The following is a 25,137-nucleotide window of genomic DNA, read 5'->3' as shown; positions in this document are numbered from 1 at the left end:
TTTGCCCAGATGCACACGCACTCACATCCGCATTCCCGCGGCGGCGGTCATGACCAGGACCACCGGCACGACCATGACCACAGTCCTGCTCACAGCCATGCGCACGTGGGCGCGGGGGTGAGCGAGCGGCGCGTGGGGCTCGCGGCGCTGCTCACTGGCTTGTTCATGCTGGCCGAGTTCGCGGGCGGCCTGATCTCGGGCTCGCTCGCACTCATCGCGGATGCCGGCCACATGCTGACCGACTCCGCCGGTCTCGCGCTCGCCTGGCTCGGCTTCCGGCTGGCGCGCAGGCCGGCCGACTGGAAGCGATCCTACGGGTATGACCGCTTCGGCGTTCTGGTTGCATTTGCCAACGGACTCCTGCTGTTCGCCATCGCGGGGTGGATCGTGATCGAGGCCGTGCACCGCATCCGCGATCCGCAGCCTGTCATCGGCGGCGTCATGCTCGCCATCGCGCTCGCAGGACTTCTCGTCAACGTGCTTGCCTTCTGGCTGCTTCAGGGCGGCGATCATGACAACCTCAACGTCCGCGCTGCGGTGCTGCACGTGATCGGCGATCTCCTAGGGTCGGTCGCGGCGCTCGTGGCGGCGTTGATCATTCTCGTCACCGGCTGGACGCCGATCGACCCGATCCTCTCCGTTCTCGTTGCCGTGCTCATTCTCGGCTCCGCCTGGCGGATCGTCCGCGACAGCGCGCACATCCTGCTCGAAGGCACCCCGAGCGGGCTCGATCCGCGACAGATCGGTGACAGCCTCAAGGCCGCGATCCCCTCGGTCCATGACGTGCATCACGTTCATGTATGGTCGATCAGCCAGGAGAGGCCCATGATCACGCTGCACGCCCGCGTGAGCGACACCAGCGCGCCCGAGACGATCTCGGCCGCGATCAAGGAGCACCTGCGCGCGGAATACGGCTTCGATCACGCGACGGTCGAGCTCGAATTCGAGCGCTGCGCGGGCGGTCACGCCGATCATGCCGACCACGCCCCTTCGCCCGCCGCGCCGAGGCCCTGACCACTACGCGGGGATACCTATTGCGCTCGCGGGGAGGCCCCGCAATACTTGTTCCCCTAGAGACGAAAAGGGGGGAAGGAATGGCGTCTGGCGGGGAGGTGACACGAAGGAACGCCTTGAAACTCGGCCTTGCCGGCGCGGCGAGCGCGGCTGGCCTCAAAGCGGCGGAAGCAGAGACGGCGGCGCCTGCGGCTCAGGGAGGGGCCCGGAAGCCGAACATTCTCTTCCTGCTCGTCGACGAGCAGCGGTATCCGACCGTTTACGAGAGTGCCGCACTCAAGCAATTTCGTGCGTCATATCTTCCCGCTCAGGGCAGGCTGGCCCAGCAAGGCGTCTCGTTCGAACGCCACTATGTGGCCTCCGTCGCCTGCGTGCCGAGCCGCACCTCTCTCTACACGGGTCACTATCCTTCGCTGCACGGCGTCGCGAATACTGACGGGGCGGCCAAGGCAGCCAACGACCCCGACATGCACTGGCTGTTGCCCGGCTCTGTGCCGACGCTCGGGCATTACCTGCGGCACGCCGGATACCGGACGTTCTGGAAAGGCAAGTGGCACGCCACCGAGGCCGATCTCAAGGTGCCGGGCACCGAGCAGGTGATCACCAGCTACGACGCCAAGGGCGTCGCCGATCCCGCCAAGGAGGAGATCTACCTCAAGGCCGACACGCTGGACCCGTTCGGGTTCTCGGGCTGGGTCGGCCCCGAGCCGCACGGCTCAGATCCGTTGCGCTCAGGCTCGTCCGCGGCTCCGGGCAACCAGGGCCGCGATCCCGCCATCGCCGCTCAGGTGGTGCGCACGCTGAAGGAGCTCGATGCCTCCAAGGACGAGAGCCCCTGGTTCCTGATGGCGTCGTTCACCAACCCGCACGACATCGCGCTCTGGGGCTTCTTCACGCGCCTCGCCGCAAAGTTCCAGGAGCAGTACGATTTCAGCGTGCCGGAGACGGTTCCTGAGGAGGTGTTCGACCGCGCTCTGTTCGCCCGCACGCGCCTCGAGAAGCTCGACGACAAACCCTCGTGCCAGAAATCCTATCGCGACGCCTACAGCCAGTTCATGCAGGCGAGCGCCGCCACGCGCGAATACTACCGTCTCTACTATCGCCTCCACGCGGACGTGGACCGTCACCTGGGCGAAGTGCTGGCGGCGCTCGAGACGACGCGGTTCCTCGATAACACCATCATCGTATTCACCTCCGATCACGGTGATCTTCTCGGCGCTCACGGCGGCCTGTTCCAGAAGTGGTACATGGCCTACGAGGAGGCGCTGCGCGTGCCGCTCGTGGTGGTGATGCCGGGAAAGGAGGCCACGCCTCGCACCATCCCGATGCCGACCAGCCACATCGACATCGCCCCTACGCTCCTGGGGCTCGCGGGCGTCGACCCCAAGGCCGCGCTGGAAGCGATCTCGCCCGGCTTCACCGACGCGCTGCCGCTCGTCGGGCGCGACCTCTCTCCGCTGCTGCGCGGCGAGGTGGGGCCGGAGAAGCTCGCCGAGCCCATCTACTTCATGTCGGACGACGATCCGAGCCGCGGGCTCGACCAGAAGAACTTCATCGGCCTCTCCTACGATTCCGTGACGCAGCCGAACCACGTCGAGACCGTGATCGCGGACATCGGCGGCGAGATCTGGAAATACTCGCGCTATTTCGATCACCCCCGCTACTGGAGCGCGCCCGGCACCCCCGGAACGGAGGGCGTGCGGGACGTGGTCAACAAGCTCAAAGGCCGGGAGGGCGACGAGGAAGGCAAGTCCCGGCGCATCTACGAGGAGAAGGTCAAGACGGTGCCTCTGCCGAGCGAGTACGAGATGTACAACGTCTCGGCGGACCCGATGGAGCTAGAGAACCTTGCCGGGAAGCCCGAGTGGAAGGAGCGGGAGAGCTCGCTGCGTGATCTCCTCGTCGAGCAGTGCGCGCGCAAGCGGCTCACCCCGCAAAGCGGCGCCGTGCCGGGAGAGATCGGCTGCCGCCAAGCCTGATGCCACCGGTGTCGCTTGCCAGGACCGCCGGCACTGGATAAGTCAGTGGTGCATCGGCTGGCGACGGCACGGAGCCGAGGCCGTATGACCGGTCCCATGAAAATCTTCGTGATTACAACACGATCCCATAGCTCAGTCGGATAGAGCACCTGCCTTCTAAGCAGGGGGTCGCAGGTTCGAATCCTGCTGGGATCGCCAAAATTCAGGGTGTCAGAGCCGTTTGGGAGGGGCGCACGCGGTGTGCGCCGCGATCGAGCCCGCCTTTCGGGGGGGGTGCGCTGGCTGGCTAACGGCCGTGTGTCCGGCCCTCGCTGGCTGGCGTTTTCACTCGCGCTCCTTACGCGGAAGGAGCCTGAGGCTTGCCGGCCACAACCGGGAGGTGGGCCTCGACCAGGGCCTGAACGCGTGCGAATGCGGCTTCGGCACCGGCGACGACGCGGCTTTCTTCCGCATCGGTCAGTGAGACGGCATCGAGCGCCGCCGTGAACGTGCGCCAATGCAGGCCACGGCCTTCCGGAGCGCCCGCGAGATGGCGCGCACCGAAGGTTTCGCCGAGGCCGAGCTTGATCGCCTCCTTCAACAGGAATGCGGCGCCGAGGTTGGAGCCTTCGGCCACATAGAGCCAGCCGAGGGCGGTGGGAACATCGGCGATCATTCCGGCCTTGAAAGCGGGTGCGGCGTTGTAGCTCGGCAGCGCAGTGCCGAGATCGTTGAGGTCCTCCGCGATCTGGGGCAACCGACGGCGGCCGGCGAGATCCGGCAACAGACGATCGAGCACCGCGTTATCGTAGAGCGCGTCGATATCGCGGTGGAACGCGTGCTGCACGACGGCAAACTGCGCATATCGTTCCTTCGAGCCGAAGGGGTCTGCCGCCATGACGCGGCTGTCGAGCCGCTCGTGCGCGGCGTGCGTCCGCGCCTTGAGGCGCTTGGCGCGGCTCGTTTCCGATGGAGCTTCAAGTTCCGTTGTCGTCATAAATGTCCTTTCGTCAGGTGGTGGCGCAAGACGCTGCCGCGCAGCGGTCGTATAACGGCATTCCCGCGATGCCTATTCAAAGCGACATTGCCCGCCGTGCAAGTCTCGCCTGTGAGGCGTCGTGGCCGATGGGCCACATTATACATAAGACGGTGCCCACGGCGCGCCCTTCGCGCAACTTCGTCAGCCTCAAGCGTTTTTCGTTGCCGGACACGGAGCATGTCCGAACGCGGTGCAGCCCGCTTCGTATGCTCGATACGTCGTAGATGCGTGATATATTGGCATCCAACTGGAAGCGTGGATGGGTGGCGAACTGATGTGGTCGCAGGTTTATGACCCATTCGGCAGCGTGGTCCTCTCGACTGCCGTAGCGGCCATTCCCGTCGTCGTGCTGCTGGGTGCGATCGGTCTTTTCGAGGTCCGCGCTCACATCGCAGCCATGCTGGGCCTTGCCGCGGCTCTTGCCGTCGCGGTGCTCGCCTATGGGATGCCCGCGCATATGGCGGGGCTCGCCGCGGCCTACGGCGCCGCTTTCGGGCTGCTTCCCATCGGATGGATCATCCTCAACGTCATCTTTCTCTATCAGCTCACGAGCGAGAAGGGCGAGTTTGCGATCCTGCAACGCTCGATCAGCGCCATCAGCGACGACCGGCGGCTGCAGCTCCTGTTCATCGCCTTCAGTCTCGGCGCATTTTTCGAGGGTGCTGCGGGCTTCGGCACGCCGGTCGCGGTCACGGCGGCGATGCTGATCGGCCTCGGCTTCTCTCCCCTCGCCGCCTCGGGCCTTTCCCTGATCGCCAATACGGCGCCCGTCGCATTCGGCGCGCTCGGCACGCCGGTAATCGCGCTCGCGGCGGTGACGGGGCTCGATCTCCACGAGCTTTCCGGCATGGTGGGACGGCAGTTGCCGTTCTTCTCCGTGATCGTGCCGTTCTGGCTGGTGTGGGCCTTCGTCGGCTTTCGCAAGACCTTCGAGATCTGGCCGCCGATCCTGGTGGCTGGGGTTTCGTTCGCCGTGCCGCAGTATCTCGTCTCGAATTTTCATGGCCCCTGGCTGGTGGACATCGTGGCGGCCCTCGTGTCGATGGTCGCGCTCGCGGCGTTCCTGCGCGTCTGGCAACCGTCCGAGCCGATGCGCGCGATGCCGCGCACACCGTCCGAAAGTCCGTCGTTCACGGAGCCCGAAGACATTCGTCCTCTGAGCAATCCGGCCATCCGCAGGGCGTGGACGCCATGGATCGTGCTCAGCGTGTTCGTGTTCCTGTGGGGCACACCGCAGGTGCGCGCGGCACTCGACGGCCTATGGGTGGCGAAGATCCCGGTCACGGGGCTCAACGAGCGCGTGCAGAAGATGCCGCCGGTGGTCGCGGCCCCACACGTGGAAAGCGCCGTCTACACGCTCAATCTCATGTCGGCGACGGGCAGTGGAATACTGCTGGCTGCCATCGTCTCGGGTCTCTTTCTCGGTTACAGCCCCGGCGGGCTTCTGCGTATGTACGGGCGGACGATCCATCTCGTGCGCTACTCGCTCCTCACCATCGCCTGCATGCTGGCGATCGGCTTCGTGACGCGCTACTCTGGCACCGACGCCACGCTCGGCCTCGCTTTGGCCAACACCGGGTGGCTCTATCCGTTGTTCGGCACCCTCATCGGTTGGCTCGGCGTGGCGCTGACCGGCTCCGACACCGCTTCCAACGTGCTTTTTGGCGGCTTGCAGCGGGTTACCGCGGAGCAACTCGGCATCAATCCAGTCCTCATGGCGGCGGCCAACAGCTCCGGCGGCGTCATGGGCAAGATGATCGATGCGCAATCCATCGTCGTCGCCTCAACGGCCACGCGCTGGTACGGGCACGAAGGCTCGATCCTGCGCTTCGTGTTCTTCCATTCGGTGGCGCTTGCGACGCTGGTCGGACTTTTGGTCATGGGACAGGCTTACGTCTGGCCGATGACGTTACTTGCTCCGCAACCTTAGGGACTTCGGAAGAGTCCCGCGACGGGAGACCTGAACACACCATCACGACGCAGTTGGCGGCTTCCAGCCGCCGGAAAATCGGGAGACGACAATCATGGCGACCATCACCGTGAATGGCGAAAGCCGCACCGTGGACAGCGATCCGGGCACGCCGCTGCTCTGGTATTTGAGGGACGAGGCGGGGCTGACGGGAACGAAGTACGGATGCGGCGCGGGGGTATGCGGCGCCTGCACCATTCATCTCGACGGCGTGGCCGTGCGCTCGTGCATGACGACCATCGAGATGGCAGACGGAAAATCCATCACGACGATCGAGGGCCTCAGCGCCGACGGCGAGCATGCCGTGCAGAAGGCATGGCGGGAACTCAGCGTGCCGCAGTGCGGCTTCTGCCAGGCGGGGCAGATCATGCAGGCCGCCTCGCTGCTCGCCAAGAACAATGCGCCATCGGACGACGAGATCGTCGAGGAGATGGGCGGCAACATCTGCCGGTGCGGATGCTACCAGCGCATCCACGCGGCCGTGCGCCTTGCAGCCGGAGGAGTGTGAGCCATGCTGCATTACATCGAAGAGCATACGAAGACATCGAGCCAGCCCGTGGGGCAGAGCGCCATCATCGAGAATGTGAGCCGGCGCACGATCCTGGGCGGCGCACTGGTGGCGTCCGGCCTCGTGCTCGCGGTCAAGATCCTGCCTGCCTATGCGCGCGAACCGATGACGCCTTACCCGACCGGCGCCGAGGGCATGTCCGACAAGACGGTCAACGACCCGCATGTCTTCATCGCCATCGACAAGAGCGGCGACGTGAAGATCGTCACCCATCGCTCGGAGATGGGCACGGGCATCCGCACGAGCCTGCCGATGGTGGTGGCTGACGAGATGGAGGCCGACTGGTCGCGCGTCTCGCTGGTGCAGGCGCCCGGCGACGAGCCGAAGTACGGCAACCAGGACACCGACGGCTCGCGCAGCATGCGCCACTTCATCCAGCCGATGCGCCAGTGCGGCGCAGCCATGCGGCAGATGCTGGAAGCCGCAGCGGCGGCCAAGTGGGGCATCGACGCCAAGCTCTGCCGGGCGAAGGCGCACAAGGTGATCCGGCTCGATGCCTCCGGCAAGGAGACGGGAGAGACGATGGGCTTCGGCGATCTCGCGGAAGCGGCCATCGCCTTGCCGACGCCCAAGGTCGAGGATCTGCTGTTCAAGACGCCCGACGAGTTCACCCTGATGCGGAAGGGCGAGACGAAGATCGCGGACCTGCGCAATATCACCACGGGCAAGGCGATCTACGGCGCGGACGTGCGGCTGCCGGGCATGAAGTTCGCCGTGATGGCGCGCCCGGACGTGCTCGGCGCGAAGATCGTGAAATACGATGCCTCCGAGACGCTGAAGACGCCCGGCGTGGAGAAGGTCGTGGAGATCGAGGGCTTCTACGACGTGCCCCGCAAGTTCCATCAGCTCGGCGGCATCGCCGTGGTGGCGAAGTCGACCTATGCGGCACTCCTCGGCCGCGACGCGCTTCAGATCGAGTGGAACAACGGCGAGAATGGCAGTTACAATTCCGCAGCCTACAGCAAGGAGATGGAGGCAACCGCCGCGAAGCCCGGCAAGGTGATCCGCAACGAGGGCGACGTGGACGCCGCATTCGCCGCGGCCAAGCAGGTGTTCACCGCCGACTATCACGGCCAGCATCTCGTGCAGGCGCCGATGGAGCCATTGGTAGCCGTGGCGCGTGTTGCCGACGGCAAAGCGGAGATATGGGCGCCCGTTCAAAGCCCCTACGGCGCACGCAAGGACATTGCGGAAGCGCTCAAGCTGCCGCTCGAGAACGTGACGGTGCACGTCACGCTGCTGGGCGGCGGCTTCGGCCGCAAGTCGAAGTGGGACTTCATGATCGAGGCCGCGCTGCTCTCGCAGAAGCTCGGCGAGCCCGTGCTGCTGCAGTGGAGCCGGGAGGACGATACGCGCCACTCGTTCTACCACACCACATCGGTCGAGCGGATCGAGATGGCGATCGACGACAAGGGCAAGGTGACCGGCTGGCGGCACCGGACCGTGTCGCCGTCCATCCTTTCGACGTTCGCGCCCGACAGCGGCTACCAGTTCCCGATCGAGTACGGCATGGGCTTCGTCGACGTTCCGTTCGACGTGCCAAATTTCCGTTGCGAGAACGGGCCTGCCAAGGCGCACACGCGCATCGGCTGGTATCGCTCGGTGTCCAACATCCAGCGCGCGTTCGCTGTGCAGTCGGCCGTGTGCGAGGTAGCCCATAAGCTCGGGCGCGATCCCAAGGACTTCCTGCTCGAAATGATCGGGCCGGACCGCAAGATCGACCTCAAGGCGTCCGGCTTCCCGGACGACTTCTGGAACTACGGCGAGCCCTACGAGTCGTTCCCGATCGATACGGAGCGGCTCAAGAACGTCATCCGCGTCGCGGCGGAGAAGGCCGGCTGGGGCAAGACGCTGCCGGAGCGGCAGGGGCTCGGCATCGCCGCGCACCGTGCGTTTGCGAGCTACGTGGCGAGCGTGGTGCACGTCGTCATCGACGACGACGGCACGATCCGCGTTCCGGAAGTGACGACGGCCGTCGACTGCGGCTTCTACGTCAATCCGGAGCGCATCCGCTCGCAGATCGAAGGGGCCGCGGTGATGGGCATGTCGAATGCCGTCTACAGCGGCATCACCTTCAAGGATGGCGCGGTGGAGCAGTCCAACTATTCGGACTTCAACGTCGCGACGATGCACAACTACCCGAAGAAGGTGAACACGATCATCATCGAGCCCAAGACCGCCTCGTGGCACACGGGCGGCATCGGTGAGCCTGGCGTGCCGCCGTTCGCGCCCGCGCTTGCGAACGCGATCTTCGCAGCGACGGGCAAGCGGCTGCGCAGCCTGCCCATGGGTGAAAAGGTCACCTGACGTCCTTTGGGCGAAGGCAAAAAAATCGCGCCGGTTTCGCAGAGACCGGCGCGGTTCTGTTGTTAGGGCGCGGTGCCGGGCGGCTCAGTGCGTCCAGGCGCCGATGCGGCCAAACTTGAAGTTGTCAGCGTAAGCCTTGCGGATGAGGGCGCGCGGCTTCGGCTCGTCCAGACGATAGGGGATGCCGTTGCGCTCGGCGTAAGCGATCGCCTCTTCCTTGGTGTCGAACTCGAGCCGGACCTGGGTGCGCGTATCGGCAGAGCCGGTCCAGCCCATCAGCGGATCGATCTGACGGGGAACATTGGATTCGTGCTCCAGCACCCACTCTTTCGTGCGGGCAAAGCCCGACTGCATGGCGGTTTTGGCTGGCTTGAAAATGCGTGCCGACACGGAGGGCCTCGCTGATTCCTGTACCTCGTCTGTCCTTAGCGCCGCGGGCGGCTTCCGGCAAGCCGGTGTGGCATTCGCTGCGTGGGACGCCCTCGTATCACGGCGCGAAAAGGGCCGATTTGATGTGGATCATCCGGGCGGGCAGGCAAGATCAGCGCTTCAGGATCAGCTCGTCGCCCGGCGCGCGGTCCTGCCATCCGGCACGCTCCAGTTCCGGGTCGAGGTGTTCCTCCACCGGCCAGCCGATGCAGAGGTAAGCGACAAGCGTCCAGCCTTCGGGAACGTCCAGCGCCTTCGTCACGATGTCCGGCTCGATGATCGAGATCCAGCCCATGCCGACCCCCTCCGCCCGCAGAGCAAGCCACAGCGTGTGGATGGCGCCGACGACCGAGTAGCGCAACGCCTCCGGCATGGTCTGGCGGCCGAGACCCGCGCCGCGCTCCGTGGTTTCGTCGGCGAACACGGCGAGCTGGACGGGAGCGGCGTCGAGGCCATCGAGCTTGAGGCGCGCGTAGAGCGCGCGGGCTTCGCCGTCGTAGCCTTCGAGGGCGGACTGGTTCGCCCGCCGGAAGGAGGCGCGGACGACGTCGCGGCGTTCCTCCGAGGTGACGTGCACGAAGCGCCAGGGCTGACAGTTCCCGACGGATGGCGCGTGGCAGGCCAACGCCACCAGCTCGTCGATGAGACCGTCCGGCAGGGGATCGGTGCGGAAGCGGCGGACGTCGCGCCGCCACAGGATGAGATCGCGGAAAGCCGCAGCAAAGCCCGAGCCGAAGGCCGGCGCATCGCTCATGGTTTCGCCATCCCGGGTCCAAGCAAGGCGCGCAGGCTCGCGGTCGCGCCGACGACGATGACGGCCGGAGCCTCGATGCCGTGCGTGCGCACGTCCGCAACGAGATCGCCGAGCCGGGTTTCGAGAACACGCTCGCTCTCGCTCGTGGCATGGGAAATGACGGCAACGGGCGTCGCGGAGCTCAAGCCACCACGCTCGAAGGCTGCCGTAATCTGGGGAAGCTGGGCCAGCGCCATGTAAAGGATGATCGGCTGGCCGGTGGCGGCAAGCAACTCCCATTCACGCGCCGCGCGGTCTTCGTCCGCACGATGACCGGCCGCCAGGATGACGGCGTGGTTCGTGTCCCGCGTGGTGGCCGGGATACCGGCGAGGGCGGGCGCGGTAAGGCCGGAGGTGAGCCCCGGCACGATGCGGAACGGAATGCCTTCGCGCACAAGGGCCGCGGCTTCCTCCCCTCCCCGTCCGAACACGAAGGGATCGCCGCCCTTGAGGCGCAGCACGCGGCGCTGCTTCTTGGCCTCGGCGATGATCAGCTCGTTGATGTCACGCTGATGCGGCGAGGGACGTCCGCCGCGCTTGCCCGCGAAATGGATTTCGGCGCCGCCGTGCGCCAGGCGCAGGATGCGCGGATCGACCAGCGCGTCGTGAATGATGGTGTCGGCCGAGCGGAGCGCATGAATGGCCATGACCGTCAGAAGGCGCGGGTCGCCCGGACCGGCACCCACGAGCCAGACTTCGCCCGGGCGCATATCCGGGAAGGGCGGAAAGATGTCCGGCGGAAAGTTCATGGCGGGGAGACGGGCTCGGGTTCCTGGAACGGGTTCAGACGACGGCTCGGTGGGGCGGGAGACAGGACACTACACCTCCGGGCGGCGCGCGTCCGGTCCCTGTCCTCGCGACGTTCGAACGCAGCGCGGGACTTGGCCGCCCGGAACACCCCGGGTTGCAGAGCCAGCTCGGCCCGCTCGCAGCGCCGCGATGCGGTGATCCGCCGGCCGATTGGAGGTAGCCATCGACGCGCTGGCCTGTCAAACAGGGCTTCCTCCTTCCACTTGGGACCTCCTTGGCCATGGCCGCCGCATCGCTCCCTCGCCTCACCCTCGTTCTCGGCGGCGCCCGCTCGGGAAAGAGCCGGTTCGCGGAGGATCTGGTGACCTCGCTACCCGCCCCCTGGACCTACGTGGCGACGGCGGAGGCTTGGGACAGCGAGATGAAGGAGCGCATCGCGCACCACATCGCGCGGCGGGGGGACGGCTGGGTGACGCGTGAGGCGCCGCTTGGACTTGGCGACGTTCTCCTCACCCAGGCCGGAAATCCGAGCCCGGTGCTGATCGACTGCCTGACGCTGTGGCTCACCAACGTGATGCTGGCCGAGCGCGATGTCGCGGCCGAGCGGGAGCGCCTGCTCGACGCACTCGCGGCGCCCGGAGGCCCGGTGGTGGTGGTCTCGAACGAGGTGGGCCTCGGGATTGTGCCCGACAACGCGTTGGCGCGTGCCTTCCGCGACGAGCAAGGCCGGCTCAACGCCGCCGTGGCCCAGCGCGCCGACCGGGTAGTGCTGATGGCCGCCGGGCTTCCGCTCACGCTGAAGCAGCCGTCGTAGTCTAGAAAAGCAGGAGCGCGATGAGCGCGAGCAGGCCGATGGTGACGGCCTGGAGCACGTAGGCGATGCGGAACAGCCGCAGCGCGCGGTGGATGTCGGCAGTGGTGGCCTCACGGCGGCCCGAGCCCATCCAGGCGTCGTCGATGCGCTTGCCGCCGTAGCTGCGGGGGCCTGCAAGCGCCAATCCCAGCGCGCCCGCCATCGCGGCCTCCGGCCAGCCCGCGTTGGGCGAGCGGTGACGCGGTGCATCGCTCAATGCGGCCGTGGCGGAGGCACGCCAGTCGGCCCCTGGCATCAGACGCGCCGCCGCGACGATCCAGAGCGCGGAGAGACGCGAGGCGGGCAGGTTCACGAGATCGTCCAGCTTGGCTGCCGCCCAGCCGAACGCGAGATAGCGTTCCGACTTGTGGCCGATCATGCTGTCGGCCGTGTTGATGGCCTTGTAGAGCGCGCATCCCGGAAGGCCGCCCACGACCAGCCAGAACACCGGTGCCACGACACCGTCGGAGAAGTTCTCGGACAGACTTTCGATGGCGGCGCGCGATACGCCAGCTTCGTCCAGGGTTTCGGGGTCGCGTCCGACGATGCGGCTGACGGCCGCGCGCCCGCCACGCAATCCGCGCTGCTCCAGCTCCTCGGCCACGTGGGAGACGTGCTCGTCCAAGCTGCGGCCCGCGAGGAGCGAGCTCGCCAGCACCGCCTTGACCGCGAGCGCGGCGAAAACCGGCAGCACGAGATCGAGGCCGACATCGATCAGCATGACGGCAGAGAGCGTGACCAGGAGCACCGTGGCGAGAGCGAGGATGCCGCGCAGGCGCCGCCGCGGAAACGTCAACTGCGCCTCGTTCCAGGCGGTATCGGCGCTGGTGATCAGCGCGCCCATCCACGTCACGGGATGGCCGATGCGGGCGACCAGCTTCTGCGAGTAGCCCGCGAGGGCCTCGATGAAGAGGGCGAGAAAAGCCAGCGCGAATGTCATCAGCTCACCGTCGGGCGATCAGAGCAGGCGTGCTATCATAGGTGACAGTGCGGCGAAACAAGCTCGTTACGCGAGAAGCAGGGCAAAGAGCAACGCGCTCTCCGTAATTTCGATGCTGGCACCGTGGCAATCGCCGGTGATGCCACCAAGGCGAACCCGCCAATAGAGAGCGAGGGCGAGTGTCACGGGCAAGGCAGTGAGCAGAACCGGCACGAGAAAGGCGGTGGCGAGGGCAAGGGCCGCCCCTTCGAGCACGACGACGCGTGTCGAGATCCCTGCCGCAAGGCGGCTTGCCATGCCTTCCGTGAGCGGTGGAACGGCGCGGCCGAGCGCCAGCGTTCCCCAGCGCGCCCAGACGGCGATCAGCAGAATGCCGATCGCGGCGGCTTTCATGCCCAGCGCCTCGATCACCGCCGCGAGAAGGACCAGCTTGGCGGCGATCTGAAGCGCGATGGCGATCGTGCCGAAGCTGCCGGTGTGGGGATCGCGTGCCACCTCGACGAAACGCTGCGGATTGCCGTGCGCGGCGCCGAGGCCGTCCGCCACGTCGCCGAGGCCATCGAGATGCAGCCCGCCGCTCACGGCCACCCAAGCCAGGAGAGCCAGCAGAGCGCCGACCCAGGGACCGAGGCTCGCGCCGAGCGCGGCGAACACCGCCACCAGGAGGCCGACCATGGCGCCCGCCGCGGGCAGCCAAGGGGCCGCCAGTGCAAGGCTGCCTGCTTTCTCAGGCGCGAGCGGCGGCACCGGCAGGCGCGTCAGGAACGAGAGGGCGACGAAAAATCCGCTCATGCGCCCTCGCCTTCCTCGGGCTGCGCGATCTCGACGATCTCGCCCCACAGACCATGCTCGGGATGCGTCCCCATCTCGACACGCACGCGGGTGGCGCAGGCGATGCGCACTGCCCATAGGCGCTCGAGCGGCAGGCCGACAAGAATGGACAGGGCCATGCGGATGGTGCCGCCGTGCGCGACGACGAGCACGGGGTCGTCCCGGCGCGCCGCGAGGCGGCGCAGCGCGGCATCCACACGCGCCCTCACCGCGCTCGCGTTCTCGCCGTTCGGGGGCGGATTTGCCTCGGGGTCCGCGTAGAAGGCCGCGAAGCGATCGTCGGCCGCGAGGTCTGCGCGCGACCGGCCTTCCCAATCGCCGAAATCCATCTCCCGCCAGTCCGGATCAACCTCGACGTCCTGTGCGCTCCAGTGGGTGGCGATCTCCGCGGTCTCTCTCGCACGCGCAAGCGGTGACGCGACGACGGCCGCCCAGGTGCGCCCGGCGAGTTGCCGCGTCACGGCCTTGCGCCCGGCGCCCGACAATGGCGGGTCCGACCGGCCCAGCAGGTCGTTTGCGAACGCGGTCTCTCCGTGGCGAAGGAAATCGACTGAGGTCATGGCTCGGCGCGGCCGGAGACGGCAGCCTCCTCGAACGTCGCCATGCCGTTGTGTAGCGCACAGGCAAGCCGCAGCACGGCGAGCGCGGTCGCTGCGCCGGATCCTTCGCCGAGCCGCAAGTTGAGATCGAGCACGGGGCGGGCCTCCAGGGCATCGAGAACGATGCCGTGACCCTGCTCGGCCGAGCGATGGGAGAAAATGAGCCAAGGCCGGCAGCCCGGATTGATCCGCGTCGCCGTCAGCGCGGCGACGGTGACGATGAAGCCGTCAACGAGCACGGGAACCCGTGCCTGGGCCGCTGCGACCATGGCGCCCGTGAGCGCCGCGATCTCGAAACCGCCGACCGACTGCAGAACACGTACGGCGTCGCTCACCGGTCCCGCGAGGCCGTGGCGTTCGAGGCCGGTCTCGATCACGTGGACCTTGTGCGCTATCCCCGCGCTGTCGAGCCCGGTGCCCGCGCCCGCGATCTCGCCCGGCGCCTTGCCGAGCAGCGCGGATGCGATGGCTGCCGCCGACGTCGTGTTGCCGATGCCCATCTCGCCGAACAGCACGAGATCCGGCTGCCTCAAAGCCTCGATCGCTCTCCGGCCGGCTCCGAGCGCCGCGTCGCATTCCTCGGCCGTCATCGCCGGCTCGACGCTGAAATCGCGCGTGCCGCGGCGCGTCTTATCGGTGACGACTCCGGGTAGCGGGTCCGCCGCCAGCGTACCCGCGTCGATCACGGAAAGCGGTACGCCGAGTTCGCGCGCAAGCACCGAGACGGCTGCACCGCCTGCCGCGAAGTTCTTCAGCATCTCGACGGTCACGGCTGCGGGAAAGGCGGAGATGTTCTGCGCGGTGACGCCATGGTCTCCGGCGAACAGGATGATCGGCGCGTTGGTGGCGCGCGGGCGCTCCGTTGCCTGAAGGGCCGCCAGCGCGATGGCGAGCGTCTCCAGCACGCCGAGAGAGCCTGCGGGCTTTGTCAGGATTGCCTGCCGCGACCGTGCAGCCTTTTCGTAGTCCGAGGACGGAGCAGGGCACGGGTCATATATCCAGGTGCTGGGCATGGGGCTCGCCGAGTTTTGGGCCGCGTCCGCTGCATGGCATGCCCTGCGGCCCCCGGCAACTGCGATGGCGGCGGCGCGCGGACATGCCGATTGATCTCGATCCAATACTGTGGGAGCGGATGGGCCGTTCCGCCCGCTCCGGGCGCCTTCCGACGTTAACCTCAAGGACCGCCCATGAAGCTCAGGCGCATTCTGGAAGGTGAGACGCCTGTCGTCCAAATCGCCGCGAACACCGGGTGGGTGCGCGTGTCCCGGGCGCTGGCCGCGCTCGCGCCCTCTCATTCTGAGGCCGAGACCGCGCTTTGGTCGCGGGACACCATCGCGCTTCTGGGTGCGCCCGAGGAAGTTCGTTCCGGGCTGACCGAGGCAGCACTCGGCCTCGCGCCGGACGACGCCATCGCGGGCCGCCCGCTGCTGCCTTTCGAGCCCAGGTCGTTTCGCGACTTCATGCTCTACGAGCGCCATGCGATCGATGCGGCGCGCGGGTTCGTGCGCCGGTTCACGCCGCGCGCCTGGCCGGTCGTGAAAGCCTATGAGGCCGTATTCCGCCGGCCGTTTCCGGCACTCAGGCCGGATGCGCTCTGGAACCGGCAGCCGATCTATTACATGGGCAATCACCTGGCCTTCGCGCTCGACGGCGAGCCGCTCACAATTCCTTCGTACACGCGCGCCCTCGACTATGAGCTCGAGCTCGGCTTCGTGCTGGCACGCCCGCTTTACAATGCCACGCCGGAGGAAGCGGAAGCGGCCATCGGCGGGCTCGTGGTGGTGAACGACTTCAGCGCGCGCGACGTGCAGCGTGCGGAAATGCGCTCGGGCTTCGGCCCGCAGAAGTCCAAGCACTTCCGAAACGGGATTTCGCGCGTCGTCGTCGGCGCCGACGAAATATTGCCGCGCTGGCGCGAGCTTTCCGGATTCGTGCGCCTCAACGGGCGCCTCGTGGCCGAGCCCAGGAGTGCGGGGCCGCGCTGGTCTCTCGGCGAGGCGCTGGCGCATGCATCGCGCTCGGAGCGGCTCTATTCTGGCGAGTTGTTCGCCACGGGTACCCTGCCCGGAGGCAGTGGCATCGAGACGGGCCAGCTCCTCTCCGACGGAGATACCCTGGAAATCGGCATCGAGGAGATCGGGAGCATCACGACCCCGATCGTCGCAGAGGAGACACGAAGATGAAGGTCATCGATCTCTCGAAGCCGGTGCAGTTCAATCGAGACGATCCGTTCTTCATGCGGGTCAAAGTGAAGCACAAGCCGCACCGGATGGCGAAGCTGCTGGTGCGGCTGCTCGGGCTTCCTTTCCGCCTGTTCCCGCGCGACTTCGCAGGCTGGGCCGACGACACGGTGACGATGGGCGTGCACGCGACGACGCACATCGATGCGCCCTGGCACTACGGTCCGCTTTCGGGTGGCGCGCGGGCGGAGACCATCGACGAGATGCCGCTCGACCGCTGCATCGGTCCAGGGGTCGTACTCGATCTCTCGCACAAAGCTGACGACGATCCGATCACGGTCGCCGACATGGAGGATGCGCTCGCCAAATCCGGCGCGACGCTCACGGATCGCACCATCGTGCTGATCCGCACCGGTCGCGACCGCCTGATGGGCACCAAGGACTTCTGGCAGACCGGCACCGGCATGAGCGCGGCGGCGACGGAGTGGCTGCTCGATCGCGGCGTCACCGTGATGGGGATCGACCAGTGGGGCTGGGATCTGCCGTTCCGGGCGCAGATCGCCAAATCGAAAGCCACGGGCGATGCCTCATTGTTCTGGGAGGCGCACCGGGTGGGGCAGCGACGGCCTTACTGGCACATGGAGCAGCTTACGAATCTCTCCGCACTGCCTCCGCACGGCTTCGAGGTGGCGGTGTTTCCCTTGAAAATCGTCGGGGCCTCGGCCGCGCCCGCCCGCGTGGTTGCCATACTGCGCTGAGCCTCACGCTTCAGAGCGCGGGCTTTTCTTTTGTTTTCATTCTGTTTTACGCGCTTCGGCGCGCGTTGCCGGATGCGCACGCGCGTAATTTTCTTCCCCACGGCACTGTTGGATCGGGAATTTTTCCCTGTATAACGGGATAACATTTCTACGCCGTCCGCAGGCCCATAATGAAAAAACCGACGCCGGAACCGCCCCTTACTCAACTCGACCCGAACCATCCCAACTACGATGCCATCCTCCTCAAGAGGGCGCGGCTCGAAGCGCATCGGCGCAGGCGCCGGGAGAACCGCGGGGAACTGGACGTGCCGGACCGGAAACAACCGCCTGCGAAGCCCGGCAAGAAGCCCTCCCGGCGGCGGGAGGACTGACGAGCGGACGCGATCTCCGGCCTTTTCTCCCGTTTGCGTGCTTGATCCCTCCCGTGCGGGCCCCATCTTTGGTGCGTCGGCGATGCATTCCAAGATGAGGGACCCCGAGATGACCGATCGCACCTCCCACGATCCGGATGACGCCAACCTCACGGCGGATCGCAGAAGCCTCGTTCCCTCGTTCGAGATGTCGCGCCGTCAAGCGGTGTTGACGACGCTCGCCACCGGGTTCGCACTCGCGACGCAGCCGGTCTCCGCCGAAACGACGATCACGACCGACACGAGCGGCCTCGTCGCGGGTGAAGTTCAGATCCCCGCGAGCGATCGCGAGATCCCCGCCTATCGCGCGATGCCGGCTACGGGCGGACCGTTTCCTGTCGTGCTCGTGGTGCAGGAGATCTTCGGGGTTCACGAGCACATCAAGGATATCTGCCGCCGCCTCGCCAAGGAGGGCTATTTCGCGCTCGCGCCGGAGATGTTCGTCCGCCAGAGCGACGTCTCACAACTCAAGACGATCGACGAGATCCGCCCCATCGTGGCCAAGGTTCCGGATGCGCAGGTGATGAGCGATCTCGATGCGGCCGTGACCTTCGCGGCGGCTTCCGGCAAAGCCAACGCCGACAAGCTCGCCATCACCGGCTTCTGCTGGGGCGGGCGCATCACCTGGCTCTACGCCGCGCACAATCCGAAGCTCAAGGCGGGGATCGCCTGGTACGGGCGCCTCGCGGGAGAGCCGTCGCAAACCACGCCCAAGCATCCCGTCGACGTGGCGGCAGATCTCAAGGCACCGGTGCTCGGCCTCTATGGCGGCGCGGACCAGGGCATCCCGCTCGACACCGTCGAGGCCATGCGGGCTGCCTGCGCGAAGGCGGGAAAGACATGCGAGATCGTCGTGTTCGAAGGAGCGCCGCACGCGTTTCACGCGGACTACCGGCCGAGCTACCGGGCCGAGCCCGCCAAGCAAGGCTGGGCGCGGCTGCTCGCCTGGCTCAAACAGCATGGCGTCAGTTGAGCCGGCTGCACGTGCTCAGTCGGGCGTGCCTTCATCCGCTCCCGACTTCGGGCGGAACCAGTCGCGTATGCTCTCCCAGAATGCGGCGAAGGCGACGAGCAAGGTCACCAGCAGCACGGAGATGACGAGTTGAACGACGCCGAAGTTCGCGGCGTCCTCCGCCACGAACCATCCCGCGATGATGGCGGCTACGAACATGATGGGTCGGATGAGCCAGTTCAGCATGGTCGTCAGGCCTGTTTCAGATACGAATTGCGCCTATCCTGTCCAAAGTCAGCGCCCGGCCGTTTGACACGGAACAAACGCACACCTGTACGCCCCTCCTCCGGGAGCGTCAGGCGCCCGGAGCCGGATCCTCTGCCTCCTTGGCTTGCCGCGAGCGGCCTTCCACGAGGCGCTGGAATACGACGTACAGCATCGGGATCAGGAAGATGCCGAAAATGGCCGCCGCGAGCATACCGGCGAGCACCGGCACGCCGACCGCGATCATGCTGTCGGCGCCGGGGCCGTTGGCGATCACCAGGGGCACGAGTCCCATGATGAAGGCGAAGCTCGTCATCATCACCGGACGGAAGCGCAGCCGTGCGCCGTCTATGGCGGATTCGAGCAGCGTGTCGCCCGCCGCGCGCCTCTCGATGGAGAAGGCGACGATCAGGATCGCGTTCTTCGCAGCAAGCGCGATGAGCACGACGAGGCCGATCTGCGCATAGAGCGTGAAGCTCATGCCCAGAACCCACAGCGCTCCCATCGCACCCAGGATGGACACGATGACCGATAACAGCACGGGCACCGGCACCATCCAGCTCTCGTACAGCGCGACGAGGAAGAGATAGGCAAAGACGAGCGCGAGACCGAGCACGATGGTGGTCTGCCCGGCGGACTCGATCTGCTCACGCGCCTGCCCCGTCCACTCGTAGGCGTAGCCCGCGGGCAGCGTGGTCTTCGATACGTCCTGCATCGCGTCGATGGCTTCGCCAGGTCCACGTCCGGGGCCGGGGCTGCCGTTGATCGAGATGGCGCGATAGTTGTTGTAGCGGGTGAGCGTGCGCGGTCCGACGTCGAGTTGCACATCCGCGATGCTCGACATTGGCGTCATCTCGCCCGCGGCGTTCTTCACGTAGATCGCGGAGATGTCGGTGATCGAGCTGCGGTATTTGGTTTCCGCCAGCATCCGCACCGTCCACGTGCGGCCGTAGAGGTTGAAGTCGTTGACGTAGTAGCCGCCAAGCGTCGCCTGGAGCGCGGCGAACACGTCGGAGAGCGTGATGTTCAACGTGCGCGTCTTGTCGCGATCGATGTCGAGGCGGATCTGAGGTGTCTCGGCTTCGAAGGTCGAGAACACGGCCGCCAGCTCGGGCCGCTGATTGGCCGCCACCGTCAGGGCGCGCATGACGGCGGCCATGTCGGCGGGGCTCTGGCCCTGCAGCGCCTCGAGCACGTACTCGAAGCCGCCCACCTGCCCGAGACCGGAGATCGAGGGTGGGTTGAGGGCGATCAGATTGCCGTCCGGAATGCCGGCGAGGGCACCCGTGAGCCTGCGCGCGACGACGGTCGAGTGCATGTCGCGGGCCGTTCGCTGCTCATAGGGCTTCAGGCGGATGAACATCACGCCACCGTTCGAGGCCGAGCCGCCGCCGAGGAAGTCGAGGCCGAGAATGGTCGTCACTGCGTCGACGGCGGGTTCCTTCTCGATGATGGCGGCCGCCTTGGCAGCCGCATCCGACGTGCGGTTGAGGGACGCGCCCGCCGGAAGGTTCAGAACGGCGATGACAAAGCCCTTGTCCTCGTCCGGCAGGAAGCCCGACGGGGTCTTGGAGAAGATGAAGTAGGTGGCGCCTGCGATGAGGCCCAGCGCGATGATGCTTGCCGAGGCCACAGCAACGAGCCGGCGCACCACGCTGGCGTATCCGTCGGCCACGGAATCTATGGCGGCCGTGACGCGCTTCATGAGGCCGACGGGATGCCCCGGCCGCAGCAGCAAGGTGCAGAGTGCCGGAGACAATGTGAGCGCGTTGATGGCGGAGATCACCATCGCGGCGGAAATGGTGATGGCGAACTGACGGAACAACACGCCGGAGGAGCCGGGCAGGAACGCCACGGGCACGAACACCGAGAGGAGCACGAGCGTGATCGCGATCACAGGCCCCGCGATTTCCGACATGGCCTTTCGGGTGGCGTCCGCGGGTGAAAGATGCGGCTCCTCGTGCATCACGCGCTCGACGTTCTCGACCACGATGATGGCGTCGTCCACGACGATGCCGATGGCGAGCACGAGGGCCAGCAGCGAGATGGTGTTGGCGGAATAGCCCATCGCATAGAGCACCGCCAGGGCACCGATGATGGCTACTGGCACGGCGATGAGCGGGATCAAGGTGGGGCGCAATCGGCCGAGGAACACGAAAACGACGATGGCCACCAGCACGAAGGCTTCGATCAGCGTGTGGATGACCTTCTCGATCATCGCGGAGACGAAGTCGGCCGTGTTGTAGACGTAAGCGAACTCGACGCCGGGCGGGAACCTGTCCCGCAGCTCATCGAGACGCTTCGATACCGCGGTCGCCACGTTGACGGCGTTCGCGCCGGGAGAAAGATAGATGCCGACTGGCGCGGCAGGCTTGCCCTGATACTTCGCCTCGCTGTCGAACGTCGCGCCTTCGATGTCGACGCGGGCCACATCGCGCACGCGCACGAACGAGCCGTCGCCCGTCGCGCGCACGATGATGTCGCCGAACTCTTCAGGCGTGGACAAACGGCCCTTGGTGGTGACGGTGAGCTGGAGGCGCTGGTCCGGAGACAATGGCGCTGCGCCGATGCGCCCGGCTGCTGCCTGGACGTTCTGCGATTGCACGGCGGCGATCACGTCCTGGGTCGAGAGCCCGAAGTTCGCGAGCTTGCCGGGATCGATCCAGATGCGCATCGAGTAATCGCGCGCACCGAAGATCGACGCGTCGCCGACGCCCGGCACGCGCTTCAGCTCATCGAGAATGTTGAGCGTGACGAAGTTCGAGAGAAACAGTCCGTCCTTGTCGCCTTCAGGCGAGTAGAACAGGAAAACCTGCAAAAGATCGGTCGAGACCTTCGAGATCGTGAGGCCCGTTCGCCTCACCTCCTCCGGCAGCTTGGCGGTGGCGAGGTTGGCCCGGTTCTGCACGTTGACCGTATCGATATCGGGGTCCGTGCCGAGCAGGAAGGAGACGGTGAGCGAGTAGGATCCGTCATTGGCGGAGGTGGACTTCATGTAGCGCATGCCAGTGACGCCATTGATGGCGTTCTCCAGAGGCTGCGCGATGCTCTCCTCCACCGTCTTCGCATCGGCACCCGCGTAGGAGGCGCTGACGCGGACGGTCGGCGGAGCGATCTCGGGATACTGGGCGACCGGGATGACGCCCATGGCGATCACGCCCGCAAGGGTCAGCACGATGGAAATGACCATCGCAAGACGCGGGCGGCGGATGAAGACATCGAAGATCATGGCGCCGCCTAGTTTCCGGGCTGTTCGAGGCCACCGGCCTGGAATTCGCTGGGTTCCACTACGATACCGGGACGAACCTTCTGATGGCCGCTGATGATGACGCGATCACCTTCGGCAAGGCCCTTCGTCACGATGATGCGCGGGCCGCGCTGCTCTCCGACCTCGATGCGGCGGATCTCGACCTTGTTCTCCGGAGTGACCGCCAGAACATAGGCCCCCTGCTGATCGAGCATGATCGCGGACTGGGAGACCATTAGCTTGTGGTCGGGGTTCTTGGAGACCACGTTCACGCCGACGATCTGCTGATCCACCAGAAGGCGGTCCGGATTGGGGAACTCCGCCCGCACCGTCACCGTATCCGTGCCCGCGTTGCTCTCGACCTCGGAGAACTTGATCACGCCGTCGTGGTCGTAAGCCGTGCCGTCCGGCATCTTGAGGCGTACGACAACATCCGCAGCGGTGAGCTTTTCCTTCCGCACGATCAGCAGTACGCGCTGCGGCACGGGAAACGCCACGTACATGGGATCCTGGCGCACGACCGTGACGAGCGGATTGCTGCTCGGCCCCACGTACTCTCCGACCGAGTAGGTCGCCCGGCCGGTGCGGCCGTCCATGGGCGCGCGGATCTCGGTGTAGCTGAGATCGAGCTGGGCCTTGGTCAGCGCCGCCTCCTGGGCCTGCACGTTGGCGCGGGCCTGGGATAGCTTCGAGGTCGCTTCGTCGAGCGTGGACAGTGAGGACGTGCCACGATCGGCCAGCTCCTTCGTGCGTGCGAAGGTGGCCTGCGCCAATTCGAGACCGGCCTGCGCACTCGCGAGGTTGGCCTTCGCTGCGTCGAGAGCGGCTTCATAGGGTGCGCGTTCAAGTGTGAAGAGCGTCTGGTCGCGCTTGACCTCCTTGCCCTCCTCGAAGCCCCGCTTGTCGAGGAAGCCATCGACGCGCGCACGGATCGCCACCTTATCGATGGCCTGCACGCGTCCGATGTAGGTGCTCTGGTCCGCCACGTCGTAATTTCGCACCGTCTCGACCACGACGCTCGGCGCAGGCTGGGCGCCGCCGGGCGGGGCCTGGGCGAAAGAGGCGCCTGCACTCAAAGCGGCAGCGGCGGCGACACCCCACCCTAACAGCGTGCGCCCGATCGGGCGGAGGAGGCCGGCAACATCATGAGCCATCATTCGCAAAGCCTATCGTTTCAAACAATGACACTGGTCTGACAAAACGCCCGGGAAGGCAGGGATGACAGTATCCTAGAAAGCACACGCACTGAGACGGATTGCGAAGCCCCAGCATATCCGCTATGTTTTTAGAAACGGAAACGTTTCCTAATGTCAAGCCTTTTGAACCGAGCCCCGGACACACACGCCTCCACGCCCAAGCGGCGGGGACGGCCTCCCGCGCTGTCGCTCGACGCGCGCCGCCGCCTGATCCTCGAAGCGGCCGAGGAGGTTTTCTTTGCCTCGGGCTACGGCGCGGCGAGCATGGAGGAGATCGCGCGTGTCGCGGGCATGTCGAAGAAGACGGTCTATGGGCTCTACCCGGACAAGCGGCAGATGTTCGGAGCTCTGATCACTCACGGCAGCGCGTTTCTCGAGAGCGATGCGGTCACGACGGACGAGCCCGATGAGATCGTGGCCGAGTTGCGCCGGCGCCTGCTCAAGCTCGCCGAATATGCCCTGCTACCGCGCCAGATCGAGATCACGCGCCTCGTGATCTCGGAAGCGCGTCATTGGCCGGAGCTGGCCGACGAGTTTCACGCGCGCGGCATGACCCGCGGCTTGAGCTACATCTCCGAATGCCTCGCGCGGCTGAAAGTTGCGAAGCCGGATGCCGCGATCGCCAACGTCACTCAGACGGCAACCGCGCTCTGCGGAGCCGTCATCGGCGACTTTCACCTCAGGGCCTTGTTCGAGAAAAAGCGGCCCCTTCGCCGCGGCAAGCTCATGGCGCAGGTGGATCTCGCGATCAGGATCGTGCTGCCGCGGGTCGCGGATGCAGCGCCCGGCGGCGGGCGGCACAAGCGCCCAGCCTGAGCCCCTCCTCTCGCGTCTCCTCCTTGGCCGCACATCTCACTCGGCGGCCGGTCACTTGGCGGCCGGAGCGGCCCGCGCCGTCGGCGTGACGATCTCCACCTGATCCCCCGCGCGGAGCAGCGCATTGGGGCTCACGATCACCCGGTCCTCGACCGTGAGGCCCGACGCGATGACGACGCGCTCGCCAAGATCGCGCGAGACGGCAACAGGCTTCAGCCGGACGCGATCCTCGGCGTCCACGATGGCGACCATCTGGCGGCCCTCCCGCGTGACAAGCGTGTTGGTGGGGACCGTGACGGCGCCTTCGGCGGCGCCGAGATCGATGGAGACCTGGCCGCTCAACCCTGCGGGAATGCGATTGCCGGGGTTCGGCATCAGAAGCTCGGCGCGCATGGTGCTCGACGTCTGATCGATGAGGCCGGATGCGCGCACGACGCGCGCGCTGAATGTCTGATCCGGTAATTCCGCGAACGATACCCTCGCCTGCGCGCCGGGCTCGACCTTCAGCGCGTAAGACTGCGGCACGTCGATCTCGATGCGAAGCTCGTTCAGGCGGCCGATGCGGAGCAGATAGCTGCCCTCGCCCGCCGCCGCCGACGTGACCTTGTCTCCGCGCTCGACCTGCCGCGCCACAACCGTCCCGGCAAAGGGAGCGCGGATGGTCTGGAAGCTCTGCACCTCTTCGAGCCGCTTCACCTCGGCGAGGGCGGCGGCGAGATCCGCGTCGGCGGACATCTTGGTCGCGCGGCGCTCGTCCACGGTCTGCTCGGAGACATGCCCTTTTCCGACAAGGCTTTCGGCACGGTCGAGGGTGGCGCGTGCGAGCTCGAGCCGGGCCTTCATCTGATCGGCGGAGGCGCGCGCCCGCAGCAGCTCCTGCTCAACCTCGGGCGCCTCGATGACGACGAGCACGTCTCCTTCCCTCACGTGGTCGCCGATGTCCACGTGCCGCTCGGCGACGACGCCGGTTGCGCGCGACGAGATGAGCGCCTGCTCGGCCGGCGCAGTGCGGCCCGCGAGCGTCAGCGTCGAGCCTCCCTTGGCTGCCTCCGGTCGCACGACGCGGACCGACCGCAGCGTCACCTTCTTTTCCTTTTCCTTTTCGGGAGCGGCTTCCGCCACGGCCTTCTCCGTCCGCAGGCCGAGTGTCTTCAGGCCCTGGCTGAAAAGTGCGCCGCTATCCTTCTGCGTGGCGAGCCAGACGCCTCCGCCTACGATCGTCCCGATGGCGAGGTTCGACACAAGGATGGTTCTGAGGCTCATT

23 protein-coding genes and 1 tRNA gene are annotated in these 25,137 nt (G+C 66.5%); 12 read left to right on the top strand and 12 right to left on the bottom strand.

The annotated features are described in order from the left end of the window. Window positions 1–9 precede the first annotated feature (9 nt). From F812_RS0112595 to F812_RS0112585, 3 genes are all read left to right on the top strand, one after another. Complete coding sequence (locus F812_RS0112595; protein ID WP_083929180.1) at window positions 10–1,014, top strand: cation diffusion facilitator family transporter; 1,005 nt, start codon at window positions 10–12, stop codon at window positions 1,012–1,014. Between the two features lie 98 nt (window positions 1,015–1,112). After that, complete coding sequence (locus F812_RS0112590; protein ID WP_198011192.1) at window positions 1,113–2,993, top strand: sulfatase family protein; 1,881 nt, start codon at window positions 1,113–1,115, stop codon at window positions 2,991–2,993. Window positions 2,994–3,114: 121 nt separating this feature from the next. Then, window positions 3,115–3,191: transfer RNA gene (locus F812_RS0112585), tRNA-Arg, on the top strand. A 139-nt stretch (window positions 3,192–3,330) separates the two neighbouring features. Here F812_RS0112585 and F812_RS0112580 read toward each other — a convergent pair. Next, window positions 3,331–3,969 carry a biliverdin-producing heme oxygenase gene (locus tag F812_RS0112580; RefSeq protein WP_020086338.1) on the bottom strand — a complete coding sequence of 213 codons (639 nt, stop codon included), beginning with the start codon at window positions 3,967–3,969 and terminating at the stop codon, window positions 3,331–3,333. A gap of 313 nt (window positions 3,970–4,282) precedes the next feature. Between F812_RS0112580 and F812_RS0112575 the strand changes: the two genes are divergently transcribed. From F812_RS0112575 to F812_RS0112565, 3 genes are all read left to right on the top strand, one after another. Then, the gene (locus tag F812_RS0112575) at window positions 4,283–5,941 is read left to right on the top strand and encodes an L-lactate permease (RefSeq protein WP_026868097.1); all 1,659 of its coding nucleotides are present in this window, start codon (window positions 4,283–4,285) and stop codon (window positions 5,939–5,941) included. A gap of 94 nt (window positions 5,942–6,035) precedes the next feature. Next, window positions 6,036–6,488 (top strand): (2Fe-2S)-binding protein, encoded by a 453-nt coding sequence (locus F812_RS0112570; protein WP_020086336.1) that lies wholly within the window; start codon window positions 6,036–6,038, stop codon window positions 6,486–6,488. Between the two features lie 3 nt (window positions 6,489–6,491). After that, the gene (locus F812_RS0112565; protein WP_020086335.1) at window positions 6,492–8,855 is read left to right on the top strand and encodes a xanthine dehydrogenase family protein molybdopterin-binding subunit; all 2,364 of its coding nucleotides are present in this window, start codon (window positions 6,492–6,494) and stop codon (window positions 8,853–8,855) included. A gap of 84 nt (window positions 8,856–8,939) precedes the next feature. Here the strand turns inward: F812_RS0112565 and F812_RS0112560 are convergent, their stop codons facing one another. From F812_RS0112560 to cobA, 3 genes are all read right to left on the bottom strand, one after another. Further along, window positions 8,940–9,245 carry an ETC complex I subunit gene (locus tag F812_RS0112560; protein ID WP_020086334.1) on the bottom strand — a complete coding sequence of 102 codons (306 nt, stop codon included), beginning with the start codon at window positions 9,243–9,245 and terminating at the stop codon, window positions 8,940–8,942. Between the two features lie 151 nt (window positions 9,246–9,396). After that, the gene (gene bluB / locus F812_RS0112555; protein ID WP_020086333.1) at window positions 9,397–10,038 is read right to left on the bottom strand and encodes a 5,6-dimethylbenzimidazole synthase; all 642 of its coding nucleotides are present in this window, start codon (window positions 10,036–10,038) and stop codon (window positions 9,397–9,399) included. Beyond that, entirely contained in the window at window positions 10,035–10,826 is a 792-nt protein-coding gene (gene cobA, locus F812_RS0112550; protein ID WP_020086332.1) for a uroporphyrinogen-III C-methyltransferase, read from the bottom strand. Before cobA ends, bluB begins: the two co-directional genes overlap by 4 nt. 281 nt (window positions 10,827–11,107) lie before the next feature. Here cobA and cobU point away from each other — a divergent pair, with 281 nt between their 5' ends. Continuing rightward, window positions 11,108–11,641 carry a bifunctional adenosylcobinamide kinase/adenosylcobinamide-phosphate guanylyltransferase gene (cobU, locus tag F812_RS0112545; RefSeq protein WP_020086331.1) on the top strand — a complete coding sequence of 178 codons (534 nt, stop codon included), beginning with the start codon at window positions 11,108–11,110 and terminating at the stop codon, window positions 11,639–11,641. A 1-nt stretch (window position 11,642) separates the two neighbouring features. Here the strand turns inward: cobU and cbiB are convergent, their stop codons facing one another. The 4 genes from cbiB to cobT all read right to left on the bottom strand — a co-directional run bounded on the left by cbiB (window position 11,643) and on the right by cobT (window position 15,063). Further along, window positions 11,643–12,620, bottom strand: a complete 978-nt coding sequence (cbiB, locus tag F812_RS0112540; RefSeq protein ID WP_020086330.1) for an adenosylcobinamide-phosphate synthase CbiB — start codon at window positions 12,618–12,620, stop codon at window positions 11,643–11,645. Between the two features lie 66 nt (window positions 12,621–12,686). Next, window positions 12,687–13,412, bottom strand: a complete 726-nt coding sequence (gene cobS, locus F812_RS0112535; protein ID WP_020086329.1) for an adenosylcobinamide-GDP ribazoletransferase — start codon at window positions 13,410–13,412, stop codon at window positions 12,687–12,689. After that, a complete protein-coding gene (locus tag F812_RS0112530) occupies window positions 13,409–14,011 on the bottom strand; it encodes a histidine phosphatase family protein (protein ID WP_020086328.1) in 603 nt (200 codons plus the stop codon). Before F812_RS0112530 ends, cobS begins: the two co-directional genes overlap by 4 nt. Beyond that, window positions 14,008–15,063, bottom strand: coding sequence for a nicotinate-nucleotide--dimethylbenzimidazole phosphoribosyltransferase (cobT, locus tag F812_RS0112525; protein ID WP_020086327.1), 1,056 nt, complete (start codon window positions 15,061–15,063; stop codon window positions 14,008–14,010). Before cobT ends, F812_RS0112530 begins: the two co-directional genes overlap by 4 nt. Before the next feature lie 174 nt (window positions 15,064–15,237). On the opposite strand from cobT, the gene F812_RS0112520 reads away from it, so the two are divergent. From F812_RS0112520 to F812_RS0112510, 4 genes are all read left to right on the top strand, one after another. After that, window positions 15,238–16,233 carry a fumarylacetoacetate hydrolase family protein gene (locus F812_RS0112520; RefSeq protein ID WP_020086326.1) on the top strand — a complete coding sequence of 332 codons (996 nt, stop codon included), beginning with the start codon at window positions 15,238–15,240 and terminating at the stop codon, window positions 16,231–16,233. Continuing rightward, window positions 16,230–16,988, top strand: a complete 759-nt coding sequence (locus F812_RS0112515) for a cyclase family protein (protein ID WP_020086325.1) — start codon at window positions 16,230–16,232, stop codon at window positions 16,986–16,988. The genes F812_RS0112520 and F812_RS0112515 overlap by 4 nt, the downstream gene beginning before the upstream one ends. Window positions 16,989–17,158: 170 nt before the next feature. After that, on the top strand, window positions 17,159–17,359 hold the full coding sequence (locus tag F812_RS26550) for a hypothetical protein (RefSeq protein WP_156827398.1): 201 nt from the start codon (window positions 17,159–17,161) through the stop codon (window positions 17,357–17,359). Between the two features lie 109 nt (window positions 17,360–17,468). Then, window positions 17,469–18,371 carry a dienelactone hydrolase family protein gene (locus F812_RS0112510; RefSeq protein ID WP_020086324.1) on the top strand — a complete coding sequence of 301 codons (903 nt, stop codon included), beginning with the start codon at window positions 17,469–17,471 and terminating at the stop codon, window positions 18,369–18,371. Window positions 18,372–18,386: 15 nt separating this feature from the next. Here F812_RS0112510 and F812_RS0112505 read toward each other — a convergent pair whose 3' ends face one another. From F812_RS0112505 to F812_RS23755, 3 genes are all read right to left on the bottom strand, one after another. Then, a complete protein-coding gene (locus F812_RS0112505; protein WP_020086323.1) occupies window positions 18,387–18,596 on the bottom strand; it encodes a hypothetical protein in 210 nt (69 codons plus the stop codon). A gap of 109 nt (window positions 18,597–18,705) precedes the next feature. Next, window positions 18,706–21,843, bottom strand: a complete 3,138-nt coding sequence (locus F812_RS0112500; RefSeq protein WP_020086322.1) for an efflux RND transporter permease subunit — start codon at window positions 21,841–21,843, stop codon at window positions 18,706–18,708. A gap of 8 nt (window positions 21,844–21,851) precedes the next feature. Then, entirely contained in the window at window positions 21,852–23,018 is a 1,167-nt protein-coding gene (locus tag F812_RS23755) for an efflux RND transporter periplasmic adaptor subunit (RefSeq protein ID WP_020086321.1), read from the bottom strand. 150 nt (window positions 23,019–23,168) lie between these two features. Between F812_RS23755 and F812_RS25510 the strand changes: the two genes are divergently transcribed. Further along, complete coding sequence (locus tag F812_RS25510) at window positions 23,169–23,873, top strand: TetR/AcrR family transcriptional regulator (RefSeq protein ID WP_020086320.1); 705 nt, start codon at window positions 23,169–23,171, stop codon at window positions 23,871–23,873. A 51-nt stretch (window positions 23,874–23,924) separates the two neighbouring features. On the opposite strand, the gene F812_RS23745 is transcribed toward F812_RS25510, so the two are convergent. Next, window positions 23,925–25,136, bottom strand: a complete 1,212-nt coding sequence (locus tag F812_RS23745) for an efflux RND transporter periplasmic adaptor subunit (protein ID WP_020086319.1) — start codon at window positions 25,134–25,136, stop codon at window positions 23,925–23,927. Window position 25,137 lies beyond the last annotated feature (1 nt).

Source organism: Hyphomicrobium zavarzinii ATCC 27496 (assembly GCF_000383415.1).
Classification (GTDB): domain Bacteria; phylum Pseudomonadota; class Alphaproteobacteria; order Rhizobiales; family Hyphomicrobiaceae; genus Hyphomicrobium_C; species Hyphomicrobium_C zavarzinii.
Note: the sequence above shows the minus strand (reverse complement) of the source record. Positions and strands in the feature narration are given on the sequence as shown.

Excerpts from the sequence above, each read along its gene's own strand:
- F812_RS0112595 (WP_083929180.1), top strand. The coding sequence starts at position 10 with ATGCACACGCACTCACATCCGCATTCCCGCGGCGGCGGTCATGACCAG.
- F812_RS0112580 (WP_020086338.1), bottom strand. The coding sequence starts at position 3,969 with ATGACGACAACGGAACTTGAAGCTCCATCGGAAACGAGCCGCGCCAAG.
- F812_RS0112570 (WP_020086336.1), top strand. The coding sequence starts at position 6,036 with ATGGCGACCATCACCGTGAATGGCGAAAGCCGCACCGTGGACAGCGAT.
- F812_RS0112565 (WP_020086335.1), top strand. The coding sequence starts at position 6,492 with ATGCTGCATTACATCGAAGAGCATACGAAGACATCGAGCCAGCCCGTG.
- bluB (WP_020086333.1), bottom strand. The coding sequence starts at position 10,038 with ATGAGCGATGCGCCGGCCTTCGGCTCGGGCTTTGCTGCGGCTTTCCGC.
- cobA (WP_020086332.1), bottom strand. The coding sequence starts at position 10,826 with ATGAACTTTCCGCCGGACATCTTTCCGCCCTTCCCGGATATGCGCCCG.
- cobU (WP_020086331.1), top strand. The coding sequence starts at position 11,108 with ATGGCCGCCGCATCGCTCCCTCGCCTCACCCTCGTTCTCGGCGGCGCC.
- cbiB (WP_020086330.1), bottom strand. The coding sequence starts at position 12,620 with ATGACATTCGCGCTGGCTTTTCTCGCCCTCTTCATCGAGGCCCTCGCG.
- cobS (WP_020086329.1), bottom strand. The coding sequence starts at position 13,412 with ATGAGCGGATTTTTCGTCGCCCTCTCGTTCCTGACGCGCCTGCCGGTG.
- F812_RS0112530 (WP_020086328.1), bottom strand. The coding sequence starts at position 14,011 with ATGACCTCAGTCGATTTCCTTCGCCACGGAGAGACCGCGTTCGCAAAC.
- cobT (WP_020086327.1), bottom strand. The coding sequence starts at position 15,063 with ATGCCCAGCACCTGGATATATGACCCGTGCCCTGCTCCGTCCTCGGAC.
- F812_RS0112520 (WP_020086326.1), top strand. The coding sequence starts at position 15,238 with ATGAAGCTCAGGCGCATTCTGGAAGGTGAGACGCCTGTCGTCCAAATC.
- F812_RS0112515 (WP_020086325.1), top strand. The coding sequence starts at position 16,230 with ATGAAGGTCATCGATCTCTCGAAGCCGGTGCAGTTCAATCGAGACGAT.
- F812_RS26550 (WP_156827398.1), top strand. The coding sequence starts at position 17,159 with ATGAAAAAACCGACGCCGGAACCGCCCCTTACTCAACTCGACCCGAAC.
- F812_RS0112510 (WP_020086324.1), top strand. The coding sequence starts at position 17,469 with ATGACCGATCGCACCTCCCACGATCCGGATGACGCCAACCTCACGGCG.
- F812_RS0112505 (WP_020086323.1), bottom strand. The coding sequence starts at position 18,596 with ATGCTGAACTGGCTCATCCGACCCATCATGTTCGTAGCCGCCATCATC.
- F812_RS0112500 (WP_020086322.1), bottom strand. The coding sequence starts at position 21,843 with ATGATCTTCGATGTCTTCATCCGCCGCCCGCGTCTTGCGATGGTCATT.
- F812_RS23755 (WP_020086321.1), bottom strand. The coding sequence starts at position 23,018 with ATGATGGCTCATGATGTTGCCGGCCTCCTCCGCCCGATCGGGCGCACG.
- F812_RS25510 (WP_020086320.1), top strand. The coding sequence starts at position 23,169 with ATGTCAAGCCTTTTGAACCGAGCCCCGGACACACACGCCTCCACGCCC.
- F812_RS23745 (WP_020086319.1), bottom strand. The coding sequence starts at position 25,136 with ATGAGCCTCAGAACCATCCTTGTGTCGAACCTCGCCATCGGGACGATC.